The 19,712-nt window shown below is 47.1% G+C and carries 17 protein-coding genes; 5 read left to right on the top strand and 12 right to left on the bottom strand.

Features of this window, described 5'->3' with window-relative positions; translation table 11 throughout:
- Positions 1–17: 17 nt before the first annotated feature.
- Both HW447_RS15310 and HW447_RS15305 read left to right on the top strand, forming a co-directional pair.
- Positions 18–1,241 (top strand): neutral/alkaline non-lysosomal ceramidase N-terminal domain-containing protein, encoded by a 1,224-nt coding sequence (locus HW447_RS15310; protein ID WP_176256002.1) that lies wholly within the window; start codon positions 18–20, stop codon positions 1,239–1,241.
- Positions 1,242–1,251: 10 nt separating this feature from the next.
- Positions 1,252–1,659 carry a PTS sugar transporter subunit IIA gene (locus HW447_RS15305; RefSeq protein WP_176256001.1) on the top strand — a complete coding sequence of 136 codons (408 nt, stop codon included), beginning with the start codon at positions 1,252–1,254 and terminating at the stop codon, positions 1,657–1,659.
- A 79-nt stretch (positions 1,660–1,738) separates the two neighbouring features.
- Here the strand turns inward: HW447_RS15305 and HW447_RS15300 are convergent, their stop codons facing one another.
- From HW447_RS15300 to HW447_RS15285, 4 genes are all read right to left on the bottom strand, one after another.
- A complete protein-coding gene (locus tag HW447_RS15300) occupies positions 1,739–2,440 on the bottom strand; it encodes a response regulator (RefSeq protein ID WP_176256000.1) in 702 nt (233 codons plus the stop codon).
- A gap of 60 nt (positions 2,441–2,500) precedes the next feature.
- Positions 2,501–3,148, bottom strand: a complete 648-nt coding sequence (locus tag HW447_RS15295) for a potassium channel family protein (RefSeq protein WP_176255999.1) — start codon at positions 3,146–3,148, stop codon at positions 2,501–2,503.
- A gap of 18 nt (positions 3,149–3,166) precedes the next feature.
- Entirely contained in the window at positions 3,167–4,510 is a 1,344-nt protein-coding gene (locus HW447_RS15290) for a TrkH family potassium uptake protein (protein ID WP_176255998.1), read from the bottom strand.
- Positions 4,511–4,658: 148 nt separating this feature from the next.
- Positions 4,659–5,489: a helix-turn-helix transcriptional regulator gene (locus HW447_RS15285; protein ID WP_176255997.1), complete on the bottom strand. Its 831-nt coding sequence runs from the start codon at positions 5,487–5,489 to the stop codon at positions 4,659–4,661.
- A gap of 448 nt (positions 5,490–5,937) precedes the next feature.
- Here HW447_RS15285 and HW447_RS15280 point away from each other — a divergent pair, with 448 nt between their 5' ends.
- The 3 genes from HW447_RS15280 to HW447_RS15270 are packed head-to-tail and all read left to right on the top strand — an operon-like array spanning position 5,938 to position 7,068.
- A complete protein-coding gene (locus tag HW447_RS15280; protein ID WP_176255996.1) occupies positions 5,938–6,156 on the top strand; it encodes a spore coat associated protein CotJA in 219 nt (72 codons plus the stop codon).
- Positions 6,149–6,451 (top strand): spore coat protein CotJB, encoded by a 303-nt coding sequence (locus tag HW447_RS15275; RefSeq protein ID WP_176255995.1) that lies wholly within the window; start codon positions 6,149–6,151, stop codon positions 6,449–6,451. Before HW447_RS15280 ends, HW447_RS15275 begins: the two co-directional genes overlap by 8 nt.
- Positions 6,451–7,068, top strand: a complete 618-nt coding sequence (locus tag HW447_RS15270) for a manganese catalase family protein (protein WP_176255994.1) — start codon at positions 6,451–6,453, stop codon at positions 7,066–7,068. The genes HW447_RS15275 and HW447_RS15270 overlap by 1 nt, the downstream gene beginning before the upstream one ends.
- A gap of 91 nt (positions 7,069–7,159) precedes the next feature.
- Here HW447_RS15270 and HW447_RS15265 read toward each other — a convergent pair whose 3' ends face one another.
- The 8 genes from HW447_RS15265 to HW447_RS15230 all read right to left on the bottom strand — a co-directional run bounded on the left by HW447_RS15265 (position 7,160) and on the right by HW447_RS15230 (position 19,706).
- Positions 7,160–8,173, bottom strand: coding sequence for a hypothetical protein (locus tag HW447_RS15265; protein WP_176255993.1), 1,014 nt, complete (start codon positions 8,171–8,173; stop codon positions 7,160–7,162).
- Between the two features lie 24 nt (positions 8,174–8,197).
- On the bottom strand, positions 8,198–13,618 hold the full coding sequence (locus tag HW447_RS15260; protein WP_176255992.1) for a fibronectin type III domain-containing protein: 5,421 nt from the start codon (positions 13,616–13,618) through the stop codon (positions 8,198–8,200).
- Between the two features lie 275 nt (positions 13,619–13,893).
- Positions 13,894–15,105, bottom strand: a complete 1,212-nt coding sequence (locus HW447_RS15255) for a phosphopentomutase (protein WP_308464094.1) — start codon at positions 15,103–15,105, stop codon at positions 13,894–13,896.
- A complete protein-coding gene (locus HW447_RS15250; protein WP_176255991.1) occupies positions 15,105–16,268 on the bottom strand; it encodes a YhfX family PLP-dependent enzyme in 1,164 nt (387 codons plus the stop codon). The genes HW447_RS15255 and HW447_RS15250 overlap by 1 nt, the downstream gene beginning before the upstream one ends.
- Positions 16,269–17,363 (bottom strand): aminotransferase class V-fold PLP-dependent enzyme, encoded by a 1,095-nt coding sequence (locus HW447_RS15245; RefSeq protein ID WP_176255990.1) that lies wholly within the window; start codon positions 17,361–17,363, stop codon positions 16,269–16,271. It abuts the gene before it with no gap.
- Positions 17,364–17,379: 16 nt separating this feature from the next.
- Positions 17,380–18,270 carry a phosphotriesterase family protein gene (locus HW447_RS15240; protein ID WP_176255989.1) on the bottom strand — a complete coding sequence of 297 codons (891 nt, stop codon included), beginning with the start codon at positions 18,268–18,270 and terminating at the stop codon, positions 17,380–17,382.
- 30 nt (positions 18,271–18,300) lie between these two features.
- A complete protein-coding gene (locus HW447_RS15235; RefSeq protein WP_176255988.1) occupies positions 18,301–19,353 on the bottom strand; it encodes an amidase family protein in 1,053 nt (350 codons plus the stop codon).
- Complete coding sequence (locus HW447_RS15230) at positions 19,350–19,706, bottom strand: DUF2620 domain-containing protein (protein ID WP_176255987.1); 357 nt, start codon at positions 19,704–19,706, stop codon at positions 19,350–19,352. Before HW447_RS15230 ends, HW447_RS15235 begins: the two co-directional genes overlap by 4 nt.
- Positions 19,707–19,712: the final 6 nt, after the last annotated feature.

Below are 19,712 nucleotides of genomic sequence, written 5' to 3'. Positions count from 1 at the left end.
ATGAAAGGAAATTTATTATGGTTGAAGTAAGCGCAGCAAAACGCAATATTACGCCTCTCTTTCCCATGTATATGCGGGGGTATGCCATGCGAACCAAAAAATCCATCGGAGTATTGGATGAACTTTACTGCCGGACTCTGGTCTTAAAAATCGACGGTATACCGTTTATCTGGGTCACCCTGGATCTGTGCCGTCTGGAAGAACCCATTTCCGCCTATATGCGGCAGGTATTGGCCGCCAAATATTCTGTGCCAATGGAAAACATCACTATTTCTACGATCCATACCCATTCCGGCCCTGACATCAGCTTTGAAGATGAGGGGGAAGACAGGAATCGACGCAAAGCCAATTACAGGGACTATATGATCCGTCAGGTTTTTGCCTCCGTAGATCAATGTTTTGACCAGAGTTTTTTAGAGGTCACCCCTTACATGGTAAAGGGAACCATCAAGGATGTCTACGGTAACCGCAATTATAAGGACAAACCCAGCGATAAAGAGATCAATATGATTCTTTTCTGCAGTGACAATCATGTAGCAGCTGGTATATTTCAGTTTACCTGTCATCCTACCGTCCTTGGCATCCACAATATGAAAATCAGTTCTGATCTTCTAGGAAATATTGGAAAATCATTGGACGATAAATACAACTCAGTTTTTATCACCATCCAGGGTGCCTGCGGAGATATGGGAAACAGGCAGTACCGCAAGGGGAATGACGAAAAAGAGCTCTGGAAAGTGCGGGATGAAATTATGAGTCAGATATCTGTTTTCGAGAAAACCCGTGTTCCCATAAAGCTTAAGACAGAGAGCATAAAAACAAGCGAGTACACCATTTGCGGGTCTTACGATCTTAATTCATTAAAGCAGCAGCTGGCGCAGGACGAGAAAAAACTGGCATCCGCCACAACGGAAGATGAAAAAAAGCTTCTTTGGTCCGGGATACGCCATTTAAAGAAAAAGCTGGTCTGTGGCGGGGTAAACACTGCTTTAAAGTCTGTAATCTACCATCTGGGCGATCTGGAAATTGTCACAATCCCTGGCGAACTTTTCTCCACTTTTGGAATGGAGATTAAAAGCCATTTAAAAGCACCTGTGAGGATGATCTGGGGATATGCAAACTACAGCGCCGGCTATATTGTGGAAAAGAATGAGTTTGGAAAAGGCTATGAAAGTATGCAGACACCTTTTCCTAAAGGCGAAGCAGAGCTTTACGTCAGCCATTTAATCCAGGATCTATAAGGAGATTACCATGAGAAGATATATCATTGCATCCCACCATCTGATGGCTCACGGCCTTGCAGACACCCTGCGTTTTCTGACCTCCAGAGAAGACATCATCGATATCAGCGCCTATATAGATGACTCTGACCTTGAAACGATGATCCGAACCGCTTTTGAAAGCTTTGATCCTGAGGATGAGGTGGTTATTATGACCGATATGCTGGGCGGAAGCGTTAATCAGCAATTCTGCCCCTATGTAACGGAACGGCATCATCTGATCTGCGGAGTCAATCTTCCCTGCGCTTTAAGCCTGATGCTGCAGCCTGAGAACATCCCTCTGACCGCCGATACCGTACGCAATATCGTAGAAGAATCCAGGCAGCATCTGATCTATGTAAATGAATACTCTGACGGAGTAAACAGCGACGATGAGTAGCAAATACTCTTAGCGTTCCGATTTCTGAGCATACAAAAGACGAGAACATACCTGTAAAGGGCATTGTCCTCGTCTTTTTTTACTCCACCTTCATCATCCGATACCCCACTCCAATGTGAGTCTGGATATACTGGGGGGAATCGGGCTCGCTTTCCAGTTTCTTGCGCAGGGTTGCCATAAATACACGCAGGGAAGCAATATCATTATCCCAGCTGCTCCCCCAGACCTTCTGGGTGATGTACGTATGGGTGAGAACCTTTCCTACGTTTTGTGCCATCAGGCAAAGCAGCTTATATTCAATGGGCGTCAGGTGCAGTTCCTTATCTCCAAGGTACGCGCAGCCGGCGCCGTAGTCGATACGCAGCTTTCCGTTGGTGAAAACCGATTCTCTCCCCGTCATATCACCGTTCATTGCCGCCAGACGCCTCTGGGTCACTCTCAGCCTCGCAAGAAGCTCTTCCACAGAGAACGGTTTTGTCAGGTAATCGTCGGCTCCTGCATCAAGGGCGTCGATCTTGTCTGAGTCCTCGCTTCGTGCGCTGATTACAATGATGGGCACATTGGACCAGGAACGGATGCGCTGAATCACCTCAATCCCGTCCATATCCGGCAGACCCAGATCCAAAAGAATAATATCAGGATTCTGTGAAGCGGTAGTCAGAACTCCGGCTTCTCCGGCCGCGGCTGTCTGGAACCGATAGTCGTGCGCTTTTAATGTTGTGGTAATCAGGTTGCGAACCGGCGCGTCATCCTCTACCACTAAAATCAACGGTTTATTCATGCAGTGTTACCTCCTTGCAGTCAGTGTAATTGTACATCTATCCCCTTTAGAGTCCTTAAATCAGATCTTAAAACATTTCTGAATGTCCTTGCTTTCTCCCAGCACCAGCATGGTTACATCCCGATCCAGCATGGTATCCGGCCGGATAGCCATATCCAGACTCCCTTTGCGTTTGAGCGCCATGATATTGATGTTGAATTTCTTTCGTATATCCACCTGCCCGATGGTCTTTCCCACCCAGTTGTCCGGTATTTCAATCTCAAAAATAGCGTGGGTTTCGCTTAACTGCACATAATCAAAAATGTGCTCCGAGCTGTAGCGGATAGCCGTCCAGTTTGCCACCTGTTTCTCCGGATAAACAATCTCGTCCGCTCCATTTCTGAGCAGAAAACGGGCGTGTACATCTCTGGATGCCCGTGAGACAACCATTTTTGCGCCAAGATCTTTTAAGTAGGCTGTCGTCTCAAGAGAACTCTGAAAGTCGCTTGCGATTGCTACAATGCACACATCAAAGTTGCTTACGCCCAGGCTCTCCAAAAACTCCATATTCGTGCTGTCACCGATCTGACCGTTGGTAACATACGGAAGAACAGCTTCTACCCTGTCCTCCATCTTGTCTACTGCCATCACCTGATGGTTCAGCTCATATAATTTCTCCGCCACATGACGGCCGAAGCGTCCAAGACCGATCAGTAAAATTGATTTCATAATTCCTTCCCCTTTCATTTATCCCACAGTTATCTTTTCCTGAGGCAGCCGCGATACATGGGGCTTTACCCCTGAGATGGCCGCATACACCAGCGTCAGGCCGCCCACTCTTCCGCAGTACATCAAAAGAATCAGTATTATATGTGAAACTGGCCCAAGTCCCGGCGTAACACCTAAGGTCAGACCCACGGTAGCGATTGCGGAAGCGGTTTCATAAATACAGGTCAGCATGGGAAGTCCCTCCACATAGCTGATGATGATCGCACCGCCTACACACAGGGTCAGATACATGATCATCACCACCGCCGCATAGCGCACCGTTTCCTCAGAAATGCGCCTTCCATAGCACTGGGCATCTCCCTTACGGCAAAACACGCCCCAGGCTGAAAGCAGGATCACTGCCAGCGTAGTGGTTTTCATACCGCCGGCCGTAGATCCCGGCGAACCGCCAATCAGCATCAGGATCGCCATTAAAAGCTGTCCCGGTTCGCTCATAGATGCAAGATCCACCGTATTGAAACCGGCTGTCCTTGGTGTGACAGACTGAAACAGGGAGGCCAGGATCCGCGTTCCGTGATTCTGCCACTGAGGGCCGTTAAACTCACAAAAGTAAAAAATTACAGCCGGTATAATAATTAAAAGAACCGTGGTCGTAAGGATCACCTTGCTCTGCATCCTGTATTTTCTCCAGCACAGCTTATTGGTCCGAATATCCTCCCAGGTCAGAAATCCCAGGCCACCTACCACAATGAGCATCATAATGGTAAAATTGATTACCGGATTCCCCACATAGGAAGTCAGGGATGAGAACGGCTCCCGCACTCCCATCAAGTCAAATCCCGCATTGCAGAAGGCGGAAATCGAATGGAATACAGCATACCATATTCCCTTTAAAAATCCGAAATCCCTGATAAACCAAGGCGCCATCAGCACAGCGCCGGTCAGCTCCACCAAAAAAGTACCTTTCAGAATAAATCCGGTAAACCGGACAATCCCTCCCACTTTGGGGGCCGAAATAGCGTCCTGCATGGTGCTTCGCTCCTTAAGGCCAATCTTCTTGCCGGACACCATGGCTATCGCCACCGCCACCGTCACTACCCCCATTCCTCCTACCTGAATCAGGGCAATGATCACGACCTGGCCAAAGGCAGTCCAGTAAGTAGCGGTATCATGAACAATAAGGCCCGTTACACAAACGGCAGATGTGGATGTAAATAATGCGTCTAAAAACGATGTTCCCCCCGGCCCTTTGGAAGCAATCGGCAGCATTAAAAGAAACGCACCGAACAGGATCACCGCCATAAAGCCAAATATAATGATCTGAGCGGACGTCAGCTGTTTTTTTCTGCCCTGAACATTCATACTACATACCTCCGGTTTTTACACAATACAAGACTCTATCATCTTTATGCTGTCTTTATATTGTCTCTGTAATTGTTAATTATGACATACAATTTAAAAAGATTGCGTTAAAAAGAAAAACGTCTGTATAAAGATTATATTAAGACATTTAAAAGTCTCCGCTCTTATCCATGTCCGGAAGCTCCATAGCCGATTTATCCGTAGGCGCGCAGCCGAACATTTTCCGATATGCCCTGAAAAAGGTGGAGTAATCTCCGAACCCGGCTCTGGACGCCGCCTCTGCCGCCGGCGTTCCCAAATCCAGCTCCTTCCTTGCAATTACCATGCGCTTATAAAGGATGTAACGGGCCACCGTAGTCCCTGTTGCCTGGCGGAACAGAGCCGTCAGATGGTTCTTGCTCATAAAAAACCGCTCTGCAAGGCCCTCTAAGGTCAGTGTCTCCCCCAGATGGCCGTTAATATATCGGATCACTTCCTGAGCCTGGCTTTCTGCCCCATACGTTCTTCTGGGGTCTTTTAAATATATTGCAGAAATACAGGCCAAAAGAGACAGGATTCGTGCGCGGATTGCAATATCCTGTAAATCTTTTCCATAGCTCCCGCAATCCTCGATGGCATGAAAATACCATTCCAGAGCAAACTGTTCTTCCAGACAACCCCAGCTTTTCCCAAATGGCTGCAGAAGCAGCTCCCGCTCCCTGTCGCTTAAGATCTCTCCTGCAAAGTGAAGGCGAATCCGGTGATATTCATTTCCATCTAATACCCGCAGACCGTGAAAGCAGCCGGGAGCAATCACCAGAAGGCTTCCCGGCCTTGGGCGGTACGGCCTTCCCTCAAGAAGATACTCTACATTTCCTGTAATCATATAGTAGATCTCATAGCTGTTGTGGCAATGCATCTTGTACTCCATATCCGCCTCATCGCTGCGGGTATGGGCGTAGACTACCTGCTCTGTCTTAAAACTGGCTTCCTGGTACACCTCATTCCCTCCTGTCTGCCGTGCGCCATTGTGGTGTTTTATGGGGCCGCACATTTTCACTGTTTATAAGTTTATCAGAGTTTGGGCGATTTGCAATATTTCTTTTTCGTTTCACAATGGAAATCTCATTTTTGATATACTATAATATCTCATGTAAGCAGAAAACAGTTCACACAGTTAAAACCGTGAATCGTTAAGCGCTGATTGCAAAAATCGAAAGGGCCCTCCCCCTTTCATACATTTTATCCCCCCTTTATACACATAGAAAAGACCAGGTATCCCCAGTACCTGGTCTTTTGCTGTACAAAAATTAAAATATTTCCATCCAGATTATTCTCAAACCCGGACATACTAACTGTAACGCACGTTTTCTATGCGCCAGGCAATAAACATGGTATGCATATGTCTTCTATTGCCGTCCATCAAAAGAAAGCGAGGTGCCATAACTATGAATTTATGCAGCTGTGATACCAAACCCGCCGCTCCAGTCTGCGGCTGCAAAAACCAGCTCCCGGCTCCCGGTCCCGGGCTTTCCCTGGCCATTGCCACTATTCCTGTGCAGCCCTGGGAAACCCCCTCTGAGCCTGCTGCGGGACTGAAACAGGGAAGCATCTTTCCCAGCCTGATTCTTCCATTTTATAAGGAAGGGGGAAAGGAAAATGTCTGACCGAAACGCAATACTAAAAGAAATCACTGAGATAAGCTTCACTGCCGACGATCTGACCCTGTATCTGGACACTCACCCTCTGGATGCTTCCGCTCTGGAAGCATTCAGCCAGGCAAATGCCAGACGAAAATCCCTACTGGAACACTACGCCAATGAATTTGAGCCTTTGACACGAAACTGTGTCTGCCCTGACACCAACAACCAAACCAATAGCCATACCAAATACCCCGGACAGAAACATTTCACATGGAATGACGGGCCTCTGCCCTGGGACCAGCAAGGAGGTGCTCTCTGATGTGGACCTATGAAAAACGGCTTCAATACCCTGTAAATATCAAAAAAACCTGCCCTAAGACTGCATCTCTTATTATCAGCCAGTTCGGCGGGCCTGACGGAGAGCTGGCCGCTTCCATGCGCTACCTCTCCCAGCGCTACACCATGCCATGTAAGGAGGCCGCCGGACTGCTGACGGACATCGGCACAGAGGAACTGGCTCATCTGGAAATCATCTGCGCTATGGTCTTTCAGCTCACCAGGGATCTGACCCAGGAGCAGGCCAAAACTGCTGGTTTTGATGCTTATTATATTGACCACACTACCGGTCTGTGGCCTGCCGCGGCTGCCGGAATCCCTTTTAACGCCTGTGAATTTCAGTCCAAGGGCGACGCTATCACGGATCTCCACGAAAACCTGGCTGCGGAACAAAAAGCCCGGAGCACTTACGAAAATCTCATACGCGTGATTGACGACCCGGATGTTCTGAACCCTTTACGGTTTTTAAGGGCCAGGGAGGTGGTTCATTTCCAGCGGTTCGGAGAAGCCCTGGAAAAAATAAAGGATACTCTGGACCGCAGGAATTTTTACTACTTTAATCCTGAGTTTGATAAACAGGTTGCAGCCGGGAAGAAATAGGCCGCTTCTCCTGTTTATAAAAAAGCAGTCCCAGGCCAATTCCCCTCAACGGGCTGGTCTGGGACTGCCTTTCTGTCATTGATACGCTGGATTATGATGCCGTCTGTTCTCTTACCTGTACGCTTCCATCTACGGTCCATTCTCCATTTTCATTCACCGTATAACCGTCCGGCGTGGTTCCATTTTTCATCATGGAACCGGCAGGCCGGGCAGCGTCAGGCGTATCCTGGAAATAGTAGCATTTGCCGCCGATCCAGTGCCAGCCGGTGTACATTGCGCCGGCCTGGCTGTCGTTCTGATCATGGAGGAAGTAGGTGTTTCCGTCACGATCCGTAAACCATCCGCTGTTCATATAGCCGTCAGCATTGAAGTAGTACCAGGCTTTAAATCCGTTCCAGGAGCACTCATACCAGGTATCTGCAGGGCAGGTTCCATCCAGGGCGGCAAACCGCCAGCCCTTTTCATCCTGCATCCACTGGCCGTTTGGCTCGGGCGCTTCCTCTGTCTTAAGCTGGTTCTCATACTCATAGTCGTCGTCGTCACTGTCCTCGCGAGAGGCCGGAGCGGCTGTTTCCGGAGCAGCGGTTTCTGCCTCCTTTTTGAGAATCATTTCATATGGCTCATAATCGCCAAATTCTGTGATCTGTCCCTTCTCGTGGAAACGGTCTACCGTCTGAAAATCGCTCTGATCCACGGAAACAGTCACATTCTCATCCGACTGTATCTTAATGGTTCCAAGAAGAACCCTTTTTCCCTTTTCAATAACGGGATTTCTGCCGGCTACATACAGGGTCATGGTCTGAGCATCCCCGTCATATCGCTCCTGACGGACAGATACGTTCTTACTGTTAAAATCCGTTCCGAATTTAAAGACCGGTTCTTCTGGAAGATTCTCTTTACTGTCAAAATTCAGCTTCAGGCTAAATGCAGTAATATCTTGTACAGACTCGTTTTCCTGAAGCTCCAGATACATATTTACAACGTTTTTGCTCTTCTTCTCCCAAGTGATCAGGCTATACTTTTCCGCCCGTGTGAGCATGGGCGGAAGCAGTATCAGAAGAAGGCAGATTGTAGCCAGACAGCTAAAAATCGCTTTTTTCTTCATGTTTCTATCTTTTTCTCCATTATTTTATGGTTGGCTGGTAATTGTAATCTCAGGAAGTGATTCGGGAACGGAAATCAGCTTCGTGTCGCTGACCAGACGGTCTTTGTCATTGGTCTGGGCATCCTGTGTGCGGTATAACTCTGCCCGTACTTTGTCCGGCAGAGTCAGGCTGTTCTGATCCTCTGGACGGATATAGTAGATCCAGGTTCCCTCTGTGATCTCTCCCAGCTGTCCGTCTTTTGGATCAGGAGCCAGGATCAGTTGATCCGCTACAATGGCTCCTGTGCTGTCCTTTCCGCCTACTGCGCTGCCGGACGCATCATAGAGAAGAACCATATTATAGGCCGGATTTCCTTTATAGCGGCCGGTAAATACGATGGATTTTTCAGGAATTATGGTTTTTCCGCTTTCCGTATCGCCGCTGCTGTTATTTCCAGAGTGTTCAAACACCGCGTCCTCTGCCAGGATTCCGATCTGATCCAGCTCTACCTTGTCTCCTACCGGAGCCAGCAGATCCAGTTCTGCCGCCGCAAAGCGGTCTGAGCCGTCAGCCGTAAGCCTTACATAGGCTGCATCGTAGACATTGTACCGGCTGTCGTTTTCCTTATCAAAGTAAACTGTGGCCGTTCCATTTTCCAGGCGGAAGGTTCCAGATTTTATCTCTGTCCAGTCGCTGCCGTCATCACTGATGGATATGGTGTACTTTTCAATAGGAGAATCTCCCTCATATGTATATTTCAGGCCTGCAATGGTTTCCGTCCTGCCAAGGGAGATCACAGCCTGGGCGTCCTCCGTCCTGGAGGCGTCTGCGTCCTCTGTCTTTCTCACTGTTCCGTCATAAACAGTACTCCGGTCATTGTCAATCATGGTCTTTGCGCTGCTGATGGTATCAGAGCAGGAAAGATTGCCCTCATCCTCTCCGGTCACTTCCTCATCCTCTTTTGACCAGGTATTTACTGTGATCTTCCAGCCAGACTTATCCATACTTCCGTCATGTGAAATCTGAATCTCATCTTCCAGACGGCCGGGCTTTGTGGGTTCCATACACCAGTCAATTCCTCTTACCTCATAGCCGACCACCCGGTTATTCACGGAACCGATCACATCGGTAAATGTGTCTGTCTGTGTAAAGCCAACTACCTGGCGCTCTTCCTTGCCATAACGGCGCTGGATACGGGTGATCTCATAACCGAACAGATCCTTTCCAATATCCGATCCGTCCTCAGCGCTGGCCTCCATGGTCAGCGTCACACGGTTGGGCTCTTTTTCATCCTGTTTTGCCGTCACGCTTACCTTAACAGAATCCGCAATGCTGGTTCCGTCTGTTACACGGTACTCTCTGGCTGCGTCATTGATATAGTAAATGGCTCTCTCTTCTTTATTAAACTGAGCTGCGTACTCCTTTGTTTTTGCATCCGGAGTCATTCCCCAGCGGACAAAAAATTCAAGGATATTCTTTTCTGCCGCCGCGCAGGCCAGACGCATCAGCTTATTGTCTTTATCGGCTCCGTCTAAGGTCAGCTTCACGCCGCCCGGTGCCGGGGCGCGGCTTATGTCTCTTGCGTAGGAATCAATTCTCGCATAGATCAGGTTCTGTCTCTGATCCTCATAATTCTCATAGGTTTTAAAGTTAAATCCATTGTCATACGCCAGATGAAGCTGCCAGTACATTCCCAGCTGGTCGCTGCTTCCTCCCTTTGTGCCGGAGGTTACCTTCCTGTAGGCATCCTCATAGCTGAAGCGGACGGAATCGTTGGTGTCCTTTGCCTGAGCAAGGATGGCATAATAGTTATTCGTTACCTCTGCCACTGCATACGCGCCCTCATTGATGATATGGCCGATCTCGTGAGCGATTCCCCAGCCAAAATAACGTCCGCTCTGATACTTGCCGTCTGCATCTGCCTCAACAGGCACAGAACCGCCAACCAGCCCTACGGAATCCCATTCAATGCCAATGTGAAGGCCGCCTGCATACATAAACGCTCCGTCAAACATTCTCTGATAACGGATGTTTAACCGGCTGACCGGCAACCGGTCTTTCTCATATGTAGTATCGCCTGCCACAGGATTATCGCTTAATCCCTTGTGCTGATAGAACAGGTGAACCATTCCGTCCATGGCAGCAAGAGACTGATAAAGCCGTTCTGCGGCCTCCTCCTGTGTTTCACCATTCTTTGTCAGTTCCTCGTACAACGGCTGAATGGCAACGGAATACATCACCTGATCCAGAACAATATCCGTTGCTCCCAGGATACAGTTTTTCTCATCATATGGCAGCCCGCAGATGCGGCTGTGAGAGGTTTCGCTGTCCGCGTCTGCGTTGTGCAGCTCCTCGATCCGGCTTACGTATTCCGCCATCTCCGCCACATAAGCATCCACCAGCGCTCTGCGCTCATCCTCTGTGGCAGCCTTTGTTACGTCTAAAATCGGGTATTGAGATCCGCCGCTCACACGAACTCCGTAGGACTCTCCGGGATCATTTCCCGTATATTCCACATAGAGAGCGCCTCCCTTTTCCGTATCCAGGCTGGAAACCTTTGGAATCGTAATCTCGTTGATTCCCACCTTTAAGTCTGCCGCCTTGGTCTGGAAATGGCTGTATTCCCCATGGTACTGAGTAGCATAAAGATCCAGGTTTGTGTCGTCTCCGGGCTGTTTTCCGGGAGCGCCTACATAGATGATCACCTTTTCACCTGCCAGCGCCGCTGTGCCCAAAGGCTGCCATGCGTTCAGTCCGCTGCTGAATGTGATGTGACTGTCATATTTTTTGGAAACAGAAGTGTCTATTGAGATGACCTTCTGAACGGTGCCATCCTTTAGTATCTGTTCCGCTGTATCAAGTTCCTTTAAGATCAGATCTCTCTTGGGAGTGGTTTCCCCGCTGATCTCATCCACCTCATCTGCGCGCGCCCGCAGCGCATTGATGGTGTCCATGGTAACACCGTTTTGAAGGGTCAGGTGAAGATCATCCGTATACAGTGCAAATACGTCATTTAAGAGGACATCATACTCATAAAAACGCAGCTCTGCTATGCTCATATAATTATTATTGCTTGGCACTGACAGATTGATCTGAACCTTGTCTGCCGTAAACGGCTTATTTGCAATAAATTCGTAGTAATTTTTTCCGTTTTTATCAAGACTTGGCTGAAGGGACAGACGGCCTTTTATAATCTGCGGTTCGCTTCCCTCCCCATCCCAGGCTCTGATGCAGTATTCCCTAAAGTTCGCTTTCTGATTGGGGCCTGCAATAAAGGCGATGGTGTCCATTGTATAGGACTGATCCAGGGTTACAATGGGGCCGCGGTAGTTTTTATAAACACCGCCGGAATCCCAGTCATTGAACTCCCAGCAGGAATAAGGATCCCCGTCTACAAGATCTCCGGCCGCATTTGTCACAGATCCGGCTACAATGGATACCTCTTTAATATGATCCGTCATAGACTGGCCTTCTTTCGGCCCCACATTGATCAGCCGGTATGCAGGCATCTTTGCCGCCTCTACCGTAATCGTGCTGCCGCAATACATTGCCGAATGGGGGCTGTCTCCCAGAGGATTGTGACCGATCATATAAATCTCATACTGCGCCTTATCCTCCAGACCGCTTATGGTCGTACTGGTTCCCGTCAGGTCATCCACCGCTTTAAACTCTTCGGTTCCTGCCTGGCGGTAGAAAAGACTGTATGTCTTTGTATCATCCATCTTCTTCCATGATACATGAAGGCTCTTATAACCGCCCTCAATGGAGATATTCTCCGGTGCAGGCGGCGGACCGTCAGGCTCAGGCATAACGGAGATCTGCGCGCTGTAGCTGCTCTTCCAGTTTCCGTTGACAGACCGTACTTTTACCAGATACGTCTCATAATTTATAAGCTCTTTTTCGTTAAATCCGTTTACTGTCAGCGTATTTTCTGACGTTTCCAGAATCTCCGTACGGCCTCCATTTGTAATGGAAACCTCGTAGCCGGTGACATTTACCTCTTTTTTCCAGGTAAGCGTAAATTCTCTGCTTCCAATCTGTGCGCTTACATTCTCAGGAATATTCTGCACTGGCGGCGGAATCCGATCCTTCATATCGCCCAGAAATTCTACCTGGCTGATCTCTGCCAGATTTCCTTCCGATACGGTTCCTGTTATCCGAATCCGTACCTTTTTCACTGGTTTCTGATCCTTTAAGGTAATCAGAATGGAACCGTCAGAATCTATCACCGCTTCAGCGGCAGCAGATCGAACCGAACGGCTCTTTTTACCATTTGCGTACCGAGTGATCTTGGCAGTGATCACCGATCCGTCGGTGGTCTCCACCTCTACCTCTCCAGTACTGATGGCTCCCTCAGAATCCTCCGGCGACTGGATCACAAGTCCTCCGGCCGTAACGGGTCTGGCCGACAGATCCAGTTCCAGTTCCACGGGATACTCCTCAGAAATAGGCTGATCCGTATCCTCCCGCTCCAGAGTGACAGAAGTGTCATTTTCCTTATTAAAAAGGTCGTCTACCGAACCTTCTACCCGTACGGCATCACTGGAAGATGCAAGCTTTACATCTCCCTCCTGAATCGTGATGGAACGCTCTATCGTAGATGCGGGATATTTATTATCACTTCCCTCTTTTCCGGTATACAGGCTGGCAAAATACTGAAGATCCGTAAGATCCACTTCGCCATCCCGGTTTAAGTCCATGCCTTCCTCATCCATACCTGTGATTCCGCCTTCATAAACGGCGTCCACCAGATCATCCAGATCGTCTTTGTCGATGACGCCGCTTCCATTTACATCTCCCATACGAATCATTCCAGGATGGGCGGAGGAAGAATACTCATAGTCGCCATAGTCATTTAAAAGCATGATCTTGCAGGTATCATCCTTTACCTCTATGGTCTGCTCATAGGGCAGATATCCTTCGGCTGTTACCGACAGCTCATAGGTTCCGGCAGGAAGATTCTCAAATGTGCCTTTTCCTATCTCTGACTCTTCTGAGTCTTCCTGGGGCAGCAGGCTGATCTGCGCCGACTCCTGAAAGACTTCCGAATCTTCACTGGATCTTGCCTTTCTGGATACTTTTTCGTTCAGTTCAATCTCAAAATCCACAGCGGATTTCACCGGAAGAATAGTGCGGATCTCTACTGTTACTGCGCCCCTGTGCTCATTTTGAGGCTTTGTGGGCTGACTGGGGCTGGCGATCGGAACAATGTCTGTGTCGGATGCGTCCTCTTCGTCCTCCTGACGGTGGGCCTCCGATGAAGTAGCGGTAAAATGCTCCTCTCCAGAACCTTCTGCCGAATCTTCTTCTTTGGTCTGGTTCCCATCCTGAGACAGGTCATTTTCCGCCTGTGTTTCCATCTGTTGTGCAGATTCCGGCAGCTGCGCTCCGTAGGCGTTTAATGCGCCAAGCGGAAGCTGCAGGCCGATCCAGGCAGCCAGCAAACATACTAGTTGTCGTTTCATTTCTGCTTTTTTCTCCTTTTTTGTATCGCATTTGTAACCAAAAACAATTTAGTATATCAGGAATTTTTTTTGTTTTCAATTTATTTTTTTAATAAATGGGGATTTTTTACTGAACCTGTTATCTAACCTGTGTAACCGATCAGGAAAAGAAGATTTTCACATCATCTGCCAATGTGTGTGTAAAAACAGAAAATAAAATCGGCGGCCATCTCTGACCACCGACAAAACTTTCTTCTTCCATTTTTTAGTAAAGGCAGAATCTGCAAAACTGATTTTTATTTAAGCAGGCAGTCCATAAAGGAACAGCCATTTTGGGGCGCTCTTACACCAAAATAATCACATACACTTGCTCCTACATCCGAAAGTGTTTTTCTGACTCCCAGACGCTTTCCGCTGATTCCCTTTTTGTATACAAGCAGGGGCACACACTCTCGTGTATGCTTACTATGTCCTATGTCTGGATCATTTCCATGATCCGCCATAACTACAAGGATATCGTTATCTGTAAAATTTGAAATCAGTTCCCCGATTCCCCGATCCGCCGTTTCCAAGATCTCTTTATATTTTCCTGATGATTGGGAATGGCCCGCCAGATCTGTTTCCTGTATATTTGTGCAGATAAATCCTGTTTCCATACTTTTAAATTCTTCCAGAGTATATCTGATACACTCTTTTGTGGGAACACATGAGATACGTTTACCGCCTGCATTTTGCACAATGTCGGCTACTTTTCCGATTAACGTAACAGCTATCCCCATATCTGTAAGACATACAGGAACCTGTACCGATTCATCAACCCCATACCCCATATGGATACATTGGTATCCTCTCTCATATGATCTTGATTTTGCTGAAGCTATTCCAATAAACTGACCATTTCTAATCTCTTCCGCATTCCACAGATCTGCCATTGTATTTCCAATCCCACCAAATACAATCACGCGTCCTACTGTCACAACCTCCCGCACCAGCCTCCCAATCTCACATTCCCTTTCAAACGATATAAAATCTAAAGGCGCTGTTACGTTGTAACACATTCCCAAATCCGCTTCCAGATTATCGGCTATTGTCACATAGTCATCACAAAGCACATATCTCAAACCCTGTTTTTCAATGATGTTTACTTTATGCCCATATTCCCTCAGATGGGCCGCTACAATATCTGCACTCTCCTGAAAAGGATGAATCGCTGGCTTTCTAGGCTGTGTACCCATAATTTCCTGATGCCCCATAAACGTGTCTGCGCCAAAATGCATCAGCTCTGCCTTTCCAAAATTGGCTCCATCCGACCTTTTCATTTGGCTGCTTTCTTTTCCGTAGGCATTCATAAGTCCGAGCCGTTCCAGATTTGGGAGGTTCATCTGCGGAAAGTCCTTCAAAATACTCCCCAATGTGTCTGCCCTCTCGTCTCCCGGCCTCGTTTCTGCCGTATCCTTCATTGCCCCTATTCCAAATCCATCCAGAACCAGTACAACAAACCTCTTCACTATAGATCCTTCCTTCTTCCCTGGCTATCATAAATGCCGACAATTACAGGATTTCCTTCCTGTATCCCCTTTACTAATGCCACATCGCTTCTTGTAACAAATATCTGGAACCGGAATGCCATAACTGCCGTATCCCCTACTGCACACTTGTCCGTTATGCCGAAATGATAGTCAATACTCTCATCAGACGGCGGTATTACGGTAAGTTCTCTGCTGTTTTCAAGCCCGGTCCCTACCAGCACCTTTTTTACATGGGAGCGCCTGTAATGTCCGCCTCCAAAGCAATATGCATTTCCCATAAAATTATGTGAAATCTCACTGACATATACAACCGCCGGCTTTTCTTCCATCTCCTTTCGGGAATGCATCGGTGTTGTTCCGCTTAGCCCGTGTCCAGGCTCCCCGCAATTCCCGCCAAATTTTAACATCTGGTCAATGGTATGGCAGCAGGTAGCAGACGGAGTATTAACGAACGATATTTCCGCCCCGCAAACCTTAAGTATTTCTGCCGCACGCTTCACTGTTTCCAGATTGGGGGTCGGAAGTATTTTCGCTTCCGCTTCATTGTAAAGATAACAGGGAAAGGAGGTTACGCCTTTTATGTCAAGGTGAGGGCATTCTTTCCTGATCCAGGCGGCCGTTTCCTTTAGTTCATCCAGCTGGAATCCTGCCGTCTGTCCGGAATATACCATATCATGATCACTATATACCCGCAGCATTAGGGCTTGTCGGCATTGAAGCTCTGATGCTGCATTTTCAATCTGACGAATCTTTTCACGTGAATATACAGTTATTACCTCTGGCCCATACTCCAGTAGTTTTTTAACCATTGCCCTGGGAACCTGTACCAGATGGCCTGCATTTCCTATGGGAATATGATGCTGCATCATTACCATAGCTTCTCTAAAGTCCACAGTTACTGCACCTGGGTAACCCATTTCTATCAATGCCTTTGCAAGATAAGGATTTCTACCCATCTGTTTTAACATAAAATACAGCCTGATATGATTTTTTTCTGCCTTTTGAAGCAGCCTGCGCGCATTTTCCAAAAACATATCCACATCTACTACATATGTGTCTGGAAGTATATGACCGCCCTGATGAAGGAGAAATGCCGTTTCCACCAATTTACTATTTGTACGGATTGTCTGGTCAAGAAACATTTACTTCACCCTTTCTACAGATTCCTTTATAATTCTTAAAATTGTATCCGCTCCCGCGCGCATGGGATTAACCCGTATCATACGACGCTCCAGTCCAGGATCAATTTTTCGGACAGTACCCGACACCCGATAAAACATGGGCGCTATTTCATATTTAGACTCTGCTCCCACCGGATTTGGAGCCGCGCCGAGTTTTTCTGCCTCCAACAGCACCCGTTCTGCAATATCTTCCTTAAATTCAATTAAAAGTACCTTTGACTGGGCATTTGCCAAATATACGTCTTTTACCTGCGGGATCTCTCCGCCTTTAAGCCTTTTTACACATTCCTCATTCACCTGGGCCTGGACTGCCAGCGCCACTGGCGCATATGTCAGCCCATAAAGCACGTCCAGCGCCTCATGCCCCTGGGTCTGCATTCCTCCAGAATAATTTTCTTCCACCAGAAGTTTTATGTACTTCTCTTTTCCTACAATAATCCCTATTCCTTCCGGCCCTAACAGTTTAAATGATGAAAAGCAGGATAGATCTGCACCGCACTGCACGCCAATATACCTAACCTTCATTGCTGCATAATTATCATCGGTTAAAATCGGAATATCTCGAATCCTCTTGATAGTCCGTACCACCTCCTCCATATCGTAACTGTCATCCAGTTTCTGTCTGGTGTACTGCACCAAAGCCCCCTTGATATCCGGATTATCCTTTAAAACTTCCCCAAGCTGAGACAAATCATTAAAATCCGCTTCTACCTGTATCAGGCCCAGCATTTCAAAGGAAGTCCTGGTTGTGCTGTATACAGGAGCTTTGTGTATTAGGATCTTATCTCCACATTTTAAAATAGAATGCAGTCCGAGCCGTATGGCTCCACTGCCGGCTCCTCTAACCAGCATACACGCCTCTGCATCAAAAATACGCGCAATTACCTTTTCTGCCCGATTGGTAGTAATCGGCTTATTCAGTCCGGGAACTACCCCCATATCTCCCCTGTTCAGAATTTCATGTCCTTTAAATTCTCTTGTTATACAATCCGTCACTCTGAACTGAAGTTTTACAGCTTCTTCAAGAGACAGACTGCTTAATGGATACGTCTGCATATATGCCCCTCCCTTTTTATGGTGTAAGAAGAATCCGTCTGGGATTTTCTTTTAAAAGCATATCGATCTGTGCCTGTGTGAACCCTTCCTTTAATAAAAGCGGAATAAATTTCTCAAACAGATAGGAGTATCCAATTCCGCCCCTGTATGACAGATGAGACTTTCTGGTTATATCCATAGAAAGGACTACCTGTGAAAGCATTTCCTTTTTCGCAATCTGTCTCAGCGCCTCCGCCCGGAATGCATCCGGGCAATAGTTTGTTTTTCCGATGGTGTCAAACCCTATATTAACTCCCTTTTTCAAAACGGAAAAAATTATATCCATATTCTGTGACAGATCCATATGGCCTATAATAATATTTTCCGGTTTTACTCCGTGAGAGATCAGATAGTCCGCCTGCTCTTCTCCAAACGTTCCCAGGGTAGTATGAGTGGTGACTCGCGCTCCCGTTTTCTTCGCTGCGATTGCCGCTGCATCAAATACCTTTTTTTCCGTGGGTGTCATGCGATTTTTGCCTGTTCCAAATTCGCCGATTACAGCTGCATGGATATCGCAGCCTGTGGCCTCTTTTAATCCCGCGTTCAGTTCCATTTCCATAATCTGCGCCAGTTCCTGCACCGACTTCGTATACACATAATCAGGGAAAAACGGTTCCTTGTAAAATCCTGTAGCAGTAAGAATATGGATCCCTGTTTTTTCTGAAACCTTCCTGACATATTCTACATTCCTTCCCATTCCCAGATTGGTCACATCTAATATGTTTCTTACTCCAAATGCATACAGACGTCTAAATTCCTCTATTGTTTCATCCAGGCAGTCAAGGCGGCAATCCTCATCTCCCTTTACACCAGACAAATCAATTGTTACGTGCTCATGCATCAATGTATAGCCATCTGTCAGTCTCATCCTCACTCCGTCACTTTATGATGTTTTTATTCATTCTCCCAAAAGGCCTTCCTCCAATGCGCCGTATGAAAAATACACATCTGCATTTCTGAAATACCGATCTGCTAATTCATCCCTTACCATTGGGAATTTCTCTGCTATTTGAAACAGCTTTTCAATTTTTTCTGTTTTTGATTCACATATCAGCACATAGCCGCTTGCAAGAGCCGTATCAGGAATACACAGAGCAGTTGCCCCTGCCATATTGACTGCCCGAACGAAAAACTTTCCGCTTTTTAACTGCATAGCCTGAGTTTCTTCATCGAAATGGCCGAAAATGCTGTCTCCCATTCCATTGACATCGATTTTTTTCTCATAACCTATCAGAACGTCACATTTTGGCAGGTTCTTCCTGAGAAAATCGATCATTGGATCCCTCCTGTTATCAAAATCCGGGAATACAAGGGAGTCTGCCTTTATATCTGCCTTTTCAGCCGTCTGTCCCAATTGTTTCAGTTTCTCTTTTATTGTTTTCTGGTATAAAATTTGAACAGGCGCATTATTTTCCTTCAGGTTCAGGCAAATTTCAGCCGCCTTCTTTATTACGCTTAAATCCCTGGAAATAAATCCCAAGGACGGTGTAAAACAAAGGCCGTCCGTTGAATCCCTCTTATACTTTTTCATATGTTCCTGCTCAAGCTTCGGACTGATAAATCCATAACATTGTAGGCTCATTGCCGGAGCAAGAACAGATCCTCCCCCATCCGTTCCAATTCCCAGATCATTGATTCCCAGAAAAACGTTAATAGCTGTACCGCTGCTTGATCCCGTCATCGGGTTCCCCGTGATTGGATTGCGCAGCTGCATATCGATGGCTCTTCCATTGATACTGCACCTGTCTATAGTATGCAATTCATATCCGTGAACCTTTAATTTTCTAATCAGTTCTATCGGGATCTGAACCACATTTTTTATACCCACATAATAAACCTTTTCTTTATTTTCCACCGTATGGATTGCCTGGGGATAAACCCGTTCTACCGAATGATATGGATTTTTCATTGCGAGAAATGTTTGCTGCGCGTGTCTAATGATCTCATTCATTTCAGTATTCCTTTCATTATTACAGGGATCACGCCTGCCGCTGCCTCTGGTACAAATCCGAACGCTCTTTTTCCATCGCGTACTGCCTGTAAAATTTCTTCATCACTCAGTACCCTTCCAACCATAGCCACTGTAATACATTTGTCCATTCCATTCATCGCAATGGCCATTCCTAATGCTCCGCCGGCTCCCGTCTGGCAGGAGCCAAAATAATAGTCTGCCTGTCCGTTTTTAAGTGCAAGCGCAGCCTGTATATCCTGCATAATCTGCACTTCAACCTGTCCGTTTCCATATGTTTCAATCAATTCAGCATTCTCTTTTTTATTCAGCGCTCCACCAACAACAATCTTCATTTTGTA

It is taken from the genome of Enterocloster alcoholdehydrogenati (genome assembly GCF_013282095.1).
GTDB lineage: Bacteria > Bacillota > Clostridia > Lachnospirales > Lachnospiraceae > Enterocloster > Enterocloster alcoholdehydrogenati.
Note: the sequence above shows the minus strand (reverse complement) of the source record. Positions and strands in the feature narration are given on the sequence as shown.

Excerpts from the sequence above, each read along its gene's own strand:
- HW447_RS15260 (WP_176255992.1), bottom strand. The coding sequence starts at position 13,618 with ATGAAACGACAACTAGTATGTTTGCTGGCTGCCTGGATCGGCCTGCAG.
- HW447_RS15290 (WP_176255998.1), bottom strand. The coding sequence starts at position 4,510 with ATGAATGTTCAGGGCAGAAAAAAACAGCTGACGTCCGCTCAGATCATT.
- HW447_RS15295 (WP_176255999.1), bottom strand. The coding sequence starts at position 3,148 with ATGAAATCAATTTTACTGATCGGTCTTGGACGCTTCGGCCGTCATGTG.
- HW447_RS15275 (WP_176255995.1), top strand. The coding sequence starts at position 6,149 with ATGTCTGACCGAAACGCAATACTAAAAGAAATCACTGAGATAAGCTTC.
- HW447_RS15235 (WP_176255988.1), bottom strand. The coding sequence starts at position 19,353 with ATGAATGAGATCATTAGACACGCGCAGCAAACATTTCTCGCAATGAAA.
- HW447_RS15230 (WP_176255987.1), bottom strand. The coding sequence starts at position 19,706 with ATGAAGATTGTTGTTGGTGGAGCGCTGAATAAAAAAGAGAATGCTGAA.
- HW447_RS15305 (WP_176256001.1), top strand. The coding sequence starts at position 1,252 with ATGAGAAGATATATCATTGCATCCCACCATCTGATGGCTCACGGCCTT.
- HW447_RS15265 (WP_176255993.1), bottom strand. The coding sequence starts at position 8,173 with ATGAAGAAAAAAGCGATTTTTAGCTGTCTGGCTACAATCTGCCTTCTT.
- HW447_RS15310 (WP_176256002.1), top strand. The coding sequence starts at position 18 with ATGGTTGAAGTAAGCGCAGCAAAACGCAATATTACGCCTCTCTTTCCC.
- HW447_RS15300 (WP_176256000.1), bottom strand. The coding sequence starts at position 2,440 with ATGAATAAACCGTTGATTTTAGTGGTAGAGGATGACGCGCCGGTTCGC.
- HW447_RS15270 (WP_176255994.1), top strand. The coding sequence starts at position 6,451 with ATGTGGACCTATGAAAAACGGCTTCAATACCCTGTAAATATCAAAAAA.
- HW447_RS15240 (WP_176255989.1), bottom strand. The coding sequence starts at position 18,270 with ATGAGACTGACAGATGGCTATACATTGATGCATGAGCACGTAACAATT.
- HW447_RS15245 (WP_176255990.1), bottom strand. The coding sequence starts at position 17,363 with ATGCAGACGTATCCATTAAGCAGTCTGTCTCTTGAAGAAGCTGTAAAA.
- HW447_RS15280 (WP_176255996.1), top strand. The coding sequence starts at position 5,938 with ATGAATTTATGCAGCTGTGATACCAAACCCGCCGCTCCAGTCTGCGGC.
- HW447_RS15250 (WP_176255991.1), bottom strand. The coding sequence starts at position 16,268 with ATGTTTCTTGACCAGACAATCCGTACAAATAGTAAATTGGTGGAAACG.